Raw genomic sequence first — 13,200 nt, 5'->3', positions numbered from 1 at the left:
GGGGTTACAGCAGGCTGCGGATCCGCCGGCGCAGCCACTGTTCGGCGCTGACGAAAGTGATGCCCAGCAACACCAGCACCGCGCCAATGACGAAATTGAGGCTCAGGGGTTCGCCCAGCAACAGGACCCCGAAGGTGACACCGAACAGCGGCGTCATGAAGGAAAACACCGCCAGGTTGGCGGCCAGGTAACGGCGCAGCAACCAGAACCAGGTCAGGTAGCTGAAAAAGGACACCACCAATCCCTGGAACAGCACGCTGGCCACCGCCACCGGGGTCAGGCTGACATGGGTGACCTGGCCGCTCAGCACGGCGATCAGCAGCAGGCCAACAAAACCGACGATCAGCTGATAGAACAGGGTCAGGGTCGCTGGCGCCTCGGACAGGCGCGACGCGCGCACCACCACCGTGGTCGCGCCCCAGGCCAGGCCGGCCAGCACACCCAGGGCGTCGCCAAGCAGCATGCGCGTGTCCAGGTTATCCAGCGAAATGCCGCCGGCGAAGGCCACGCCAATGCCGATGAACGCCAGCAGAATCCCCAGCCACTGCAAGGGCCTGAGGCGCTCGCTGGGCAGCAGCCAGTTCACCCCCAGCGCGGTGAAGATCGGCGCGGTATAGAGAAACACCGACATGTGCGCCGCGCTGGTGAGCTTGAGCCCTTCGGCGATAAACAGGAACTCCAGGCCAAACAGGCTGCCGGCCAGCAAGCCGCCGCGCCAGGTACTGCCGATCTGCGACCAGCCGCCCTTCCAGCACATCAGCAAGGCCACCAGCAGCGCCGAAATGCCCGAACGCGCGGCCGCCTGCATCACCGGTGCGATATCCGCCGCGGCCCACTTGATCATCACCTGCTGCACGCCCCAGATCAGGCACAGCCCCAACATCACTTGTAGTGCAAAACCGTCGGCGCTGCGCCGCTCGATACTCACCGCAGCCCCTCGGGCAGACTCATAGACATGGCAGTTACTCGACAGAAACGACAAAGCCCCGGAACCGGTCCGGGGCGAAGAATGGATGTGCTGTCGATTATCAACCAAACGGACAGAAAAAGACGCCTGGAAAAGACCTTTTCCTGGCCGCGCCGTCAGCTCGACGCCGTCGGGCTCAGCCTCAGGGATGGCAGGGCCTCACGGCGCGCGAGGAGAAAAAACAGCGCGCCACCGAGGAAACACCCGGTGAACCAGGCGAAGTTGGCCATCGGCTGCAGCGCCGGCGTGAAGGTGATCGCCACGCCCATCAGGGTCGCCGGCACCAGCGCCTTGACCGCGGTCCAGTTGACTCCGCCGCTGTAGTAATAACGCCCGTCCGGGCCGTCGTTGAACAGCGCGCCGATATCGATCTGCTGCTTTTTGATCAGGTAGTAGTCCACCAGCAGAATGCCGAACAGCGGGCCGATAAAGGCGGCCAGCACGTCGAGGGTGTAGTGGATTACCTGTGGGTTGTTGAACAGGTTCCAGGGAGTGATGAATATCGACGCCAGGGCCGCGATCATCCCACCGGTGCGCCAGCTGATCCGGCTCGGAGCGACGTTGGCGAAGTCGAAGGCCGGCGAGACGAAGTTGGCAACGATGTTGATGCCGACGGTGGCAGTGACAAAGGCGAAGGCGCCGAGCAGCACCGCGACGTCGTTGTCGATCCGCGCCACGGTGGCGATCGGGTCATGGAGCATTTCACCGAACACCGGCAGGGTGCCGGAGACAATGACCACGGTCACCAGAGAGAACGCCAGGAAGTTCACCGGCAGCCCCCAGAAGTTGCCGCGTCGTACATCCTGCATGCTGCGGCAGTAGCGGCTGAAGTCGCCGAAGTTCAGGGTCGGCCCGGAGAAGTAGGACACCACCAGCGCCGTGGCGACGATCACCTGGCCGAATGCCTGCCAGCCCGACAGCGACTTCTCCCCCAGGGTGAAGCTGATGTTGCTCCAGCCGGCCTTCCAGACGATCCAGCCGGCGAGGAGGAACATCACCGCGTAGACCACCGGCCCCGCCCAGTCGATAAAGCGCCGGATCGACTCCATGCCGGCCCAGAACACCAGGGCCTGGACCAGCCACAGCGCCAGGAAACCGAACCAGCCCAGGTAGGACAGCCCGGCAAAATGCGGCTCGGCATAGGCCGCCATGGCCGGGAAAAAGCGCAGCACCACAATGATCAGGGCGCTGGACGCCAGGTAGGTCTGGATCCCATACCAGGCCACCGCGATCAGGCCGCGAATCACCGCCGGGATATTCGCCCCGAATACACCGAACGCCAGCCGGCAGATCACCGGGTATGGCACCGCCGCCTGCTGGCTGGGCCTGGCCACCAGGTTGGCGATCAGTTGCACGATGCAGATCCCCGCCAGCAGGGCCACCAGCACTTGCCAGCTGGCCAGCCCGAGGGCGAACAGGCTGGCGGCGAACACATAACCTCCGACGCTGTGCACGTCACTCATCCAGAAGGCGAAGATGTTGTACCAGTTCCACTTCTGCGGCAGCGGCCCCAGGTCCTGGTTGTACAAGCGCGGGCTGTAGCCCTTGGGTAGTTGCTCGGTCATTGCAAGGCTCCTTGTTGGACAGGCCCTGCCCCCGCGATTGACCTTGCGACCACACTGCGTACGGGAGCCGACATGAGTTGTATACGAAGCGCTACGCAGAATGCGTGCCATACCGGAAAAACCTGTAGGCGAACGGCGCGGATCGCTTGTCCATCAAGGGCTGGGGCTTGGCTGCACAACGATGATCAGCAGCCGGGATCAGCGGCAGACATGCCCACTGGCTGTGCACGACTGCCTGATATCAGTGCATCAGGAATGGCTTGAAACTGTATACAGCGACCATGACAACGATCGAAGACGCCGACTCTGACGTCCCTCAACGCAGCCAGGAAAAAAGGCAATAAAAAACCGCTGCCGGTTCCGGCAGCGGTTTTTTCGGACAGTCCAGCGGGTCGTTAGCGCCGCCGAAGGGTTCTTCGACCGCAACTACGCCAGGGAGGAACGAATCAGCTCAGTTCAATGCGGTCGGCATGAATAACGATCTGGCCATTCTTGTACAAGGCACCGATGGCCTTCTTGAAGTTGCCCTTGCTGACGCCGAACAGGCCACTGATCACCGTCGGATCGCTCTTGTCGCTGACCGGCAAGGTGCCATTGTTTTCCCGCAACTTGGCGAGGATCTTCGCGTTCAGGCTGCTGGCCAGTTCTTCACCCACCGGTTGCAGGCTGAGGCTGATCTTGCCGTCGGCGCGGATCTCTTTGATGAAGCCCTTTTCCTGTTTGCCCGGACGCAGGAACTTGAACACTTCGTTCTTGTGGATCAGGCCCCAGTGCTTGTTGTTGATGATCGCCTTGAAGCCCATGTCGGTGCTCTCGGCCACCAGCAGATCGACTTCCTGGCCGACCTTGTAGGTCACCGGAGCCTTGTCCAGGTAGCGGTCCAGACGGGCCGTGGCGGTGATGCGGCGGGTGTGCTTGTCGAGATAGACGTGCACCACGCAATACTCGCCGGCGGTCAGCTGGCGCTTTTCCTCGGAGTACGGCAGCAGCAGGTCCTTGGGCAGGCCCCAGTCGAGGAACACACCGATACTGTTAACTTCCACGACTTTAAGACTGGCGAATTCACCGACTTGAACTTTGGGTTTTTCGGTAGTTGCAATTAACTTGTCGGCGCTATCCAGATAAACGAAAACATTCAACCAGTCTTCATCTTCACTAGGAATATCCTTGGGAATATAACGATTGGGCAGCAATATTTCGCCATCCGCCCCGCCGTCCAGATATAAACCGAAGTTAGTGTGTTTAACCACTTGCAAACTGTTGTAGCGCCCGACTAAAGCCATTTCCAATACCCTCATTGCGTGGGCGGCATTCTACCCGGTTTTCCGCTCCTGGTTGGCCCGAGTCGCCGGATAGCAGCGGATATTTTCCTGAATGCCTTGATTTTTATGGCTTTGCGCCAGCGACCGGTTCCGCCCGTCAGGCCAGCCGGCGGCGACTTTTGCCTCAGCGCCCCCGAGCAAGCCGCTCTTTGTGCCATTGTCTTTATTTAAAACAGCAGCTTATGGGGATATTCCCGAGATCAACTTAGGATTATTCGGGAGTTTTCGACTGTTATTCCAGGAGGATATTTACCAAGCAATTGTCAAGCATTTCATGTATGATGGCTGGCCAAATTAATTTTCTGAAGGTTAATGGCCGCCATGCGTGTAAAAGCATCCAACAGCAAAGCAAAGCCAGCTCCAGCCGTTGAAACCAGCGAATCGATCAACGATCAGATTGCTGCTTTCCTGAAATCCGGCGGCGAGATCCAGCAAATTGCCAAAGGCGTCAGCGGCCAGACTTTCGGCCCGTCCAAGCAGATCAGCCTGGGCAAGAAGTAATCCCCCCGCCACACCTCCTGGTCCCTATGCGCTTTGAGCCTCAAAGCGCTAGGACTAGAGTTCTGACTCCTCCCCTCCCATAAAAATCGACGAACGGCCCTCATCCCCGAGGTTTCGCCGGTATCCTTGCACACGTCTAGATCGGGCATTCCAGTAGGTTCCGCGGTTCCTGCTCCTCGCATTTCATGGAGTGAAGCATGCTCAAACCCTCCCATGTGCTGCTTGCCAGCCTTCTCGCCAGCCCCTTGGCCCACGGGCAGATCTTCCAGCGCGAACTGGGGGACTTCGACCTCAAGCTCAGCAGCACCCCGAGCCGCAGCATGGCCCAGGGCCTGGTCAAACCCTCGGCCACCGGCTCGTTCCATGGCGGCCTGGACCTGACCCATGACAGCGGCTGGTACATCGGCCAGTGGTCGCCGAGCATGGGCCTGGGCGAGAGCGACCTGGAAGTGGACTCCTACCTGGGCTTCAAGCGCCCCTTCGATCAGACCCTGGGTTATGAGGTGGGGATGATCCAGTACAACTACCCGCAACTGGCCCCGCAGGACAGCCAGGAGTTCTATGGCGGCCTGACGCTGCTGGGCAGCCGCTTCGGCGCCGCGTTCAGCCAGGAACCGGACAAGCGCAACAGCACCCTGTTCGCCGACCTGGGCGGCAACCAGCCCTTCGGCATTGGCGTCAGCATCAAGTACACCACTCATCAGCTGGGCAACCCGGTTTCGGTGAGCAGCGGCTACGTCAGCAGCTTCAACGACTGGTCGATCAAGTTCTCCCGCCCCTGGATGGGCATCGACCTGAAACTGATCTACAGCGACTCCAACCTCAACGGCAGCGATTGTTCGGCCTATTCTGGACATAACGCGCAATGCGACGGTCTGCTCACCTTCAAGGCCGAGCATTCGTTCTATTGAGCGGCTGAACTGCCGGAAGCTTTCCGGGTTCAGATAAGAAACCCATGCTTACAAACCCAGGCCTTCGCAAGGACTTGCCATGTCGCGCCGGCTGCAACACCTCACCCTGCTACTGCTGTTGAGCCTGGTGCTGACCTCCTGCAATCGTGTCGGCCTGGCTTACCGCAACCTCGATGTGATCATTCCCTGGACGCTCAATGACTACCTGGAAATGAACCGCGAGCAGAAAATCTGGTTCAACCAGCGCCTCAAGGAGCACCTGAGCTGGCACTGCAGCACGCAGTTGCCCGGCTACCTGGACTACCTGGACCGTCTGCAGCAGATGGTCGCACGCAATCAGGTCAACGATGCCGAGCTGCAAGAGTTCACCCGCGGAGCCAAGCAGGCCATTGCCCAGACCGCCCGCGCGATCGCGCCTTCGGCCATCGAGTTGCTGCGGGGCCTGGACGACCGACAGGTCGCGGAAATGAAGTCGGCCTTCGCCAAGGACATGCGCCAACGTCGCAGCAAATACCTCAAGCCACCACTGGAGCAACAGATCAGGCTGCGCACCGAACGCATGGACAAGCGCCTGACTACCTGGCTCGGCCCCCTCACTCCTGAACAGACCCAGCGGGTGGCGGACTGGTCAACGTCCCTCGGCGAACAGAACCAGCTCTGGCTCGCCAATCGGGCCAACTGGCAGGCACAGTTCAGCGCCGCGCTGGAGCAACGCCAGAACAGCGACTTCGACAGACGCATCGAGCGCCTGCTGGTGGATCGTGAAAGCTTCTGGACACCGGCTTATCGCCAGGCCTATGCCAACAGCGAACAGGCGGCGCGCAACCTGCTGGTGGACGTGATGGCCAAAAGCACGCCAGCCCAGCGCGAGCATCTGCGCAACAAGCTGCAGAACGTGCGCGATGAGTTCGAAGCGTTGAAATGCATGAAAGAAACCCGCCTGAAATAACGCCTGAAGTGCTCTCGCCCCCATGGCAGAGCCTGAGCTCAGATCCCAGTTATAAGTCGCCATCCTGATTCAACCTCCCACCATGAAAGGCATAGCGCCACCTATAGCCGTTCAGCAGCATCGAGCAGGCGGGCGACCGTTGGGCGGAACCGTCCGGCGGCTGTCGATTTGCCCGCGGGCGAAACGACTAGCCTGTGTAGGCACTGTCGCCGCGCACCTTTGCCGCAGGAGAAGACGTCATGCACCTCAACGATCATCCGGTCGTATCCCGGGAACAATGGATACAGGCCCGCAAGCAGCACCTGATTCACGAAAAGGCGTTCACCCGCCAACGCGACCAGCTCAGCGCCGAGCGGCGTGCCCTGCCCTGGGTGAAAATCGACAAGCCCTACCGCTTCCAGGGCCCCCACGGCGAACTGAGCCTGGCCGACCTGTTCGGCGATCGCAGCCAACTGGTGGTCTACCACTTCATGTTCGCCGAAGGCTGGGACGAAGGTTGCCCGGGCTGCTCCTTCCTCTCCGATCACATCGACGGCGCCAACCAGCACCTGGCCCACCACGACATCGCACTGGTGGCGGTATCCCACGCACCCTTCGCCGAGTTCCAGGCGTTCAAGCGGCGCATGGGCTGGAAGTTCGACTGGGTTTCGTCCGCCGGCTGTGATTTCAACTACGACTTCGGGGTCTGCGCCCGGGCCGACGAGGTCGCCGCCGGCACCGCCACCTACAACTACGAAAAAACCGACGGCGCCGAAGAAGAGCTGCCTGGCCTCAGCGTGTTCTATCGCAATGAAGCCGGTGAGATCTTCCACACCTACTCCACCTACGCCCGTGGCCTGGACCTGCTGGTGGGGGCCTACAACTACCTGGACCTGACGCCCAAGGGGCGCAACGAAGAACAGATCATGGACTGGGTCAGGCACCATGATCGTTATGACGACAAACCAGCCGCCAGTTGCTGCCATGGCGGTTCCTGAGCGCCGGACCGCGATCGCGGGCCTGCAGGAGCCGGCTTGCGATCACGTTCGTCCGGCCGACGGAAAAAACCCGCCCGGCACAACCCCGTGGCTTGGCCCCCGGCTAAACTTGGCTCCATGAGCCCCGCCTATCACAGCCTCCACGAATACACCCAACGCATGAACCGGGTGCTGGAGTATATCGATCAACACCTGGACCAGCCGCTGGAGCTGGCGGAACTCGCGCAGGTCGCGCATTTTTCGCCCTTTCACTTTCATCGCCTGTTCACCGCCTGGGTCGGCGAAACCCTGGGCGACTACCTGCGCCGACGCCGCCTGGCCTGTGCCGCCTATCAGCTGGCCAGCCATCCAGAAATGAGCATTCTGGAGGTGGCCCTGGAAGTCGGCTTCAGCTCCGGCGAAGCGTTCTCCCGGGCGTTCAAGCAGCATTTCTCGGTCACCCCGAGCACCTGGCGCAGCACCGAACCCAAACGCTGGCACCGCCGCCTCAGCGACGTCCGCGAACGGCGCCTGCGGGAATTGAGCAATCCTGATCAGACGCACATCCCGGCCTTCGACGATCCTGACGCCTTCATCCACCTGAAGGAGCTTTTGATGAACGTCACCCTCAAGGAACTGCCACCGGTCCGCGTCGCCTACCTGCGTTATATCGGCCCCTACGGGTCGGGCATCGGCACCTTCTGGCGCGACACCGTCGCCCCCTGGATGGTCGAAAACGGCCTGTTGGGCCGCGTGCGTTACGGCATCGGCCACGACGATCCCTACGTCACCCCACCCGAAAAATGCCGCTACGACGCCTGCGTCGAAGTCCCCGACGACTTCAAGGCCAGCGCCCCCGCCGTCGTCACCACCCTGCTCGGCGGCCTCTACGCCATCGCCCACTACCAGGGCAAAGGCCCCGACATCGCCGACGCCTGGACCGAACTGTGCCGCGACTGGCTGCCCAAGAGCGGCATGCAATTCGACGCCCGGCCAGCGTTCGAGCGTTATCCGGTAGACGCGAAATACGACATGAAGACGGGGGAACTGGAGTGTGAGATCTGTATTCCGGTGAAGGCGTTGTAAGCCGCGCTGAGCGCGGGCGAAATGATACGGGGCAGTCTGTGCTGCCCCGTTTTTCCCCAGCCCAGGTCTAAAGACTGTCGCTGGTGGAGAACTCACTTCCAGTGCTCGACCGGGTTGCGCTGAATGAACCACTCGAACTGGATCTACCGGACACGCCTGTGCTTGAACTGCTCCAACTGGTGGTGCTCGAAATGCTCCACGAGCCGGAAACCACTGTGGTCGCCTGACGATGGCTGTTGACTTCACTCTCCACCTGGGAAAGGGACAAGGTACCCTTCATGAACCCAAGCAGCAACGCCTCCAGATTCATACCTTCAGAGTAGGTGGAACCAATGCTGACCTTATCTCCGGACAGCAAATCGCGCTCGAGCTGTTTAGCCCGCTGGTAATCAAGCTCGGCCTCCTTGTACTTCAGATCCAGCAAAGACACTTGGCGTTGCAGCTCCTCGAGCTCGACCCGCCCATCACGGACCTTTTGCACCAGCTCGTCATCCTGAGGGGTCGTGGTCTGCCCGGCCAGCTGCTCAAGGGCCGGAAGACTCATCTGTGCAAGTTGCCGAGACAGCAGTTCGAAAGCCTGAGTAAAGTGCTCGTCGCGGCGGTCGGCATACCTGTCCAGCTGTTCATGGATCGCATTGGCCTGGGCCTTGCCCAACTCGACAGCCCGATTGCGCTTCTCCAGCCGCGCCTGCAACACAGAGGTATCGGTGCCGGCCAACAGGGTCTGGTAACGCTGCGCCAGGTTGGCCTCCTGAACACCCCGATTCGCCTCATGCTGCCAACGGGCCCCTTCATTGGCTTCCTGCATGGCCAGAAGTGTCTGCTCGGCCGCACTGTTTTGTGCGAAGTTGCACAACCGCGCAATCCAGCGGTCCAGTTCATGCATCAACGTCCCGCGTGAATAGCGCTCCGTACCGAATCCGCACTCTTTCAGGTAGAGGTACAGTTGATCGCGCTGGAACGCTTCAAGCTTGCTCCGGCATTCTTCACGTAGCTCCTTGTATGACGCCGTCGCCCCATCACAAAGCGCTACCGCCTCGGCAAGCGCCGCCGTTTGCTGTTGATACTGCGGATCCGCCTCCAATTGCTGGTCCAGGCCGTGGACAATGGCCTCGATCTCCTCGGTAATTTGCTTGGCTGCCTGCAGATGCCGCCCGACACTGGCCTCGGCAACCGCCAATTGATCGCGCAACTCTTTCTCGGTCAGGCTGCGCTGTTCCAACAAGCCCAGCACCTCACTTGTCAGTTGGGCTCCACCGGTCAAATGGCAATTGGCAATCTGCTGAAACGCGCTGCTGATACCGTGCTGCAGGCGCAACTCCTGCTCGTTCGCGCTGGAAAGCTCGAGCTGGAGCTCACGCAGTTCGTGCTCGTATCGCCGGGAGTTCTCACCCAGGGATGCAATCAGGCTGCTCGGGGTCATCACCACTCCAGGAGGAATTCAGGTTTGCTTTTGAAGAGTCCGTCGGCCAACTGGTAAGTCAGCGAGTTGGCGGCCTTTGTCCCCAACACATAGTCACGCATCAGGCCGACCAGAGACAGCTCACTCTTGTTCCTTTCATAGGTGGCCTGGTCGACACGAACGCCAAAAACCGAGGCATAAACCCGTTCCCCGTTTTTGCCATCGACAAAGGGCACTGGCACTTCATTACCTGCTTCATCGACTGCCCGACTCAGGAAATACCAAGCTTTGCTTGCGGCCGGGCCGTTATTACGTTCGATCAGGGCGTCCTTTCCCGTTTGGCTGATCACATGAAAGCTCAAACGCTTTGCCGCAAAAGAACTCAGCCTTTCAATCTCTTGCAAACCGCGCTCGGCAGCCTCCGTATTCAACCCCAAGACAGCCTCGTTTACCTTTGCAAACAGGGGTTGAAACTGAGCCGAATCCTCTTTGCTCAGCCCTATCTCGCGGACACCGTTCTGTGCGTCCAGCAAGCGTGTGAGATAGGGGCTGATCAGGGTGATCCGGGCACCGAGCTTATCGACCGCTGTACGCGCCGCCGGCACACCTTGGGTGTCAGCATGATCCAGCGCGGCTCGCGCGTTGGCAGCCACGGTCACCAGCACAGGATAAGTATTGCTGAGAGAGGTGAACGTGGTTGTGGACAGCAGTTCCCTCAATTTCGAGTCAGCCGCCAGGAGCTGCGACACATCATTCAACCCAGCCTCAACAGCCTGGAGATCAGCGGCGCCTCGCTGCAGGTTCTGATTCGCCCGTTCGACCAGCACCTGGTCATTTTTCCGGCTCTCGGCAGTGACCTTCAAGGGAATCGTGGTCCGCAGGACGCGAGCCTGATTCAACCGTTCTCTAGCCTGCTCGAACATACGCTCTGCCGCCGGTACATTCGCCGCAAACACATCGGCCTCAAGCACGGACAGGCGCTTTTGCAGTTGCTCAAGCTGTACCGCCTGACTTTGAGCAAGCTCCTGAGCCCTGTCGACCTTGCTCTGGATAAAACCGGTCTTCATTCCACCCAAAAAACTCGAGGAGAAAGAGAAGCCGAATGCCACCACCCCACTCAAGATAAAAGCAATAGTCGCGGGTCTCCGCCATTTACCCCGACTGATGTAAAGCTCAGCAAGCAGCCTCGACAAGAGGTGGATCCGTGGGGGCTGGTATGTAAAACGGGCAGCAAAGAAACTCCGCACGCCCTCCTCGACCAGCGTATCCTCAACCTCGATCCCCCGGGATCGATAGAACTCGCGAATCCGTTCAGCCACCAACTGCCGGTGCCTGGGCAGGTCCAGATGTTTCTGCACCTCGGCCTGGCTGTGCCGCAGCTCATCGATGAGGGCCATGGCCCCCATCTGCTCGGTGAGGGAGACACTGCTCACCTTAGAGTCCCTTTTGCAGGAGCGCGCTGAAACGACGCTTGCTGTCCTCGGTGATCGACTCGATCTCGGCGGCCGCCGCAGACGACTCTTTGCGCAACTCCTGGATCAGGCTCAGGCTGCTGGCCTGGAACTCCACCACGGCCTCGGCCAGCGCTTTGACCGAGCTGACCTTCAGGTTCGAACCATAGCCCGCCTTCAGCGCGGCATTGAGCTGCTCCCCGCCCACTTTGGCCTGCGCCTCGAGACTGGAGTTGATCCCCTCGTTCATCGCATTAAGGGTATTGGTGACTTCAGCCAGCCCGCCGGAGGACGTGAAGCCCGCCGCCAGGCCGGTAAGCACGATCTCATTGGTGGCGAAAAAGCTTACGGCACGCTGGTACAGACGCTCCTTCACCGAGTGGTACTGGCTCAAACGCGCGAACACCAGCTCGGCCGCGTTGTAGGCCGCCTTCAACTGATCGGCGATGTCGGTGATGATCTGGTAGCGCTTGTCCTCGTCCTGCAGATTGCGCAGCGCCACATCCCGCGCCAACTCCAGCTTCACCCGCTCGGCCGCCTCCAGCTCGGCCACCTCAAGCGCCGCGCTGGCATCCGCCAGGGTTTTACGGCCGGCATCGAGCTGCGCCTGAGCCACTTTCTGTACCTCACAGGCATCGACCTCGGCCGTTTTCATGGCCAGCCGATAGTCCTGATAAGCCTCCAGGATCAGGGTTTCCAACTGGATCTGCTCATTGGCCGACTTGGCCACCGCCAGGTAATTCTTGCGAATGTCCTCGAAGCGATCCGGAATCGACCCACGGCGCATGTTCAGCCAGGCCAGCTGGATACGCTCGGAGAATTGCAGCTTGCCGTCGGCCATCCACTCCATCATCTGCTGCGCATCGACCTGGATCGAATCGAAACTGGCGGCGATATCGGCATAGCGGGTACTGATATCCATGCTCTGCAGCTTGTCGCGCACCGAGGCATTAAAAACCGTGGACTGTTGCAGAGTGGCGGCGATATTGGTCACCCGGTTGGCGTCATATACCGACACCTTGTCCAGCAACGCCAGCACGGGTGCATCCTGGGTGGGAAAGTTGATACCGACCGAGCGGAGGGCGGACATGGAGCGTTCGAGGTAGTTCATGAGCGTATTCCCAGTGTGGAGCCTTGGTTCAAAAGCTCCATCATCCTTTGACAGGTGAATAGGCGAAGGGGCTTCCACCCCTCGGAATCGGATACAGAATCAAGCGTTGAAAGCACCACAAGGGGCTGTGCCTTCTAGAAATCCAGGTGATGTGCGCGCACGTTCCGCACAGGGTGTTACGAGAAACAGAGCGCCATCGGAACCTCCGGAAACAGCTGCCCCAAAGCCCGGCCGAACTGACGTGCGGGCGAAATAGTAACAGACCCCAAGACTGAAAGTTCTTGTCTGGACTGTCGATTTCGTCAATGACTGACCTGCTCTATTCCCCGTCTTCCATCGGAGCGAACAGGCGTCCAATCGGGCGTTATCCTCGAAATCACCTCCCCCCTCGGAAGAGATCTCTTCCTTGAACACAGAGCTACGGTTTTCGCGAATACTGACAGCACCGACCGTTATATTTGTCGAAGCGTTTGCCACAACAGCATCCGCTATAGCGCCCAGCACCAGGAACCGCGGCGGCAACAACAGCCCTGACAAAGAGCCTTCAAGGGCCGGAATCAAGAACACGCATCTGAGTCGGCTTCCGCCCTGAACTCAAGATCGCCCTCACCTGATCAACCGCTGAACTTTTCCAAGTTCCTGGCCCTCAACCGCATAACCCTGTCGCCCCGATCAAGAGGCCACCCCATGAAATCGCTTCTCTCCCTCAGCATCGCCACCACCCTGCTCTGCGCCCTGCCCGCCTGGGCCTGCACCCTTGACGAGGCCACCGCCAAGCGTGAGCAACTGGCCCAGGAAGTGGCCAGGCTCACCGAGCAGAACCCGGCCAAGGCCAAGGAAATCAACGACGAGCTGCAGAAGATGGACCTGAGCACGGCCAGCAAGGATCTGCCGGACAAGTGCCAGTTGATCGACCAGCGCCTGAAGGAGTTGGGCGCGGCCGAGAAGAAGGCCGACAGCTGATCGCCGGCCAATAAAA

12 protein-coding genes are annotated in these 13,200 nt (G+C 60.2%); 6 read left to right on the top strand and 6 right to left on the bottom strand.

Going from position 1 to position 13,200, the window contains the following annotated elements:
* Positions 1-4: 4 nt before the first annotated feature.
* From AC07Y9_RS11570 to AC07Y9_RS11560, 3 genes are all read right to left on the bottom strand, one after another.
* Positions 5-928, bottom strand: coding sequence for a DMT family transporter (locus AC07Y9_RS11570; RefSeq protein ID WP_009042666.1), 924 nt, complete (start codon positions 926-928; stop codon positions 5-7).
* A gap of 155 nt (positions 929-1,083) precedes the next feature.
* Positions 1,084-2,532: an NCS1 family nucleobase:cation symporter-1 gene (locus tag AC07Y9_RS11565; protein ID WP_102679201.1), complete on the bottom strand. Its 1,449-nt coding sequence runs from the start codon at positions 2,530-2,532 to the stop codon at positions 1,084-1,086.
* Positions 2,533-2,978: 446 nt separating this feature from the next.
* Entirely contained in the window at positions 2,979-3,815 is an 837-nt protein-coding gene (locus tag AC07Y9_RS11560; RefSeq protein ID WP_087088976.1) for a CvfB family protein, read from the bottom strand.
* Positions 3,816-4,166: 351 nt separating this feature from the next.
* Between AC07Y9_RS11560 and AC07Y9_RS11555 the strand changes: the two genes are divergently transcribed.
* The 5 genes from AC07Y9_RS11555 (at position 4,167) to AC07Y9_RS11535 (ending at position 8,257) form a co-directional block, all read left to right on the top strand.
* Positions 4,167-4,355, top strand: coding sequence for a PFL_1563 family small protein (locus AC07Y9_RS11555; RefSeq protein ID WP_016702300.1), 189 nt, complete (start codon positions 4,167-4,169; stop codon positions 4,353-4,355).
* Positions 4,356-4,552: 197 nt separating this feature from the next.
* On the top strand, positions 4,553-5,266 hold the full coding sequence (locus AC07Y9_RS11550) for a TorF family putative porin (protein WP_053260065.1): 714 nt from the start codon (positions 4,553-4,555) through the stop codon (positions 5,264-5,266).
* Positions 5,267-5,345: 79 nt separating this feature from the next.
* Positions 5,346-6,215: a DUF6279 family lipoprotein gene (locus AC07Y9_RS11545; RefSeq protein WP_102679202.1), complete on the top strand. Its 870-nt coding sequence runs from the start codon at positions 5,346-5,348 to the stop codon at positions 6,213-6,215.
* A 239-nt stretch (positions 6,216-6,454) separates the two neighbouring features.
* Positions 6,455-7,192: a DUF899 domain-containing protein gene (locus AC07Y9_RS11540; protein ID WP_007920657.1), complete on the top strand. Its 738-nt coding sequence runs from the start codon at positions 6,455-6,457 to the stop codon at positions 7,190-7,192.
* A 117-nt stretch (positions 7,193-7,309) separates the two neighbouring features.
* Positions 7,310-8,257 (top strand): AraC family transcriptional regulator, encoded by a 948-nt coding sequence (locus tag AC07Y9_RS11535; protein WP_102679203.1) that lies wholly within the window; start codon positions 7,310-7,312, stop codon positions 8,255-8,257.
* Between the two features lie 67 nt (positions 8,258-8,324).
* Here AC07Y9_RS11535 and AC07Y9_RS11530 read toward each other — a convergent pair whose 3' ends face one another.
* Genes AC07Y9_RS11530 through AC07Y9_RS11520 form a run of 3 tightly spaced genes read right to left on the bottom strand, consistent with a single transcriptional unit; the run spans position 8,325 to position 12,221 of the window.
* The gene (locus tag AC07Y9_RS11530) at positions 8,325-9,680 is read right to left on the bottom strand and encodes a coiled-coil domain-containing protein (RefSeq protein ID WP_102679204.1); all 1,356 of its coding nucleotides are present in this window, start codon (positions 9,678-9,680) and stop codon (positions 8,325-8,327) included.
* Positions 9,680-11,092, bottom strand: coding sequence for a DUF6384 family protein (locus tag AC07Y9_RS11525; protein WP_178085541.1), 1,413 nt, complete (start codon positions 11,090-11,092; stop codon positions 9,680-9,682). Before AC07Y9_RS11525 ends, AC07Y9_RS11530 begins: the two co-directional genes overlap by 1 nt.
* 1 nt (position 11,093) lies before the next feature.
* A complete protein-coding gene (locus AC07Y9_RS11520; protein ID WP_102679205.1) occupies positions 11,094-12,221 on the bottom strand; it encodes a merozoite surface protein 3b in 1,128 nt (375 codons plus the stop codon).
* 687 nt (positions 12,222-12,908) lie between these two features.
* Here AC07Y9_RS11520 and AC07Y9_RS11515 point away from each other — a divergent pair.
* Complete coding sequence (locus AC07Y9_RS11515) at positions 12,909-13,184, top strand: hypothetical protein (RefSeq protein WP_102679206.1); 276 nt, start codon at positions 12,909-12,911, stop codon at positions 13,182-13,184.
* Positions 13,185-13,200: the final 16 nt, after the last annotated feature.

Source organism: Pseudomonas sp. GW456-L12, assembly GCF_059424045.1.
This window is presented reverse-complemented; position numbering and strand designations above follow the sequence as displayed.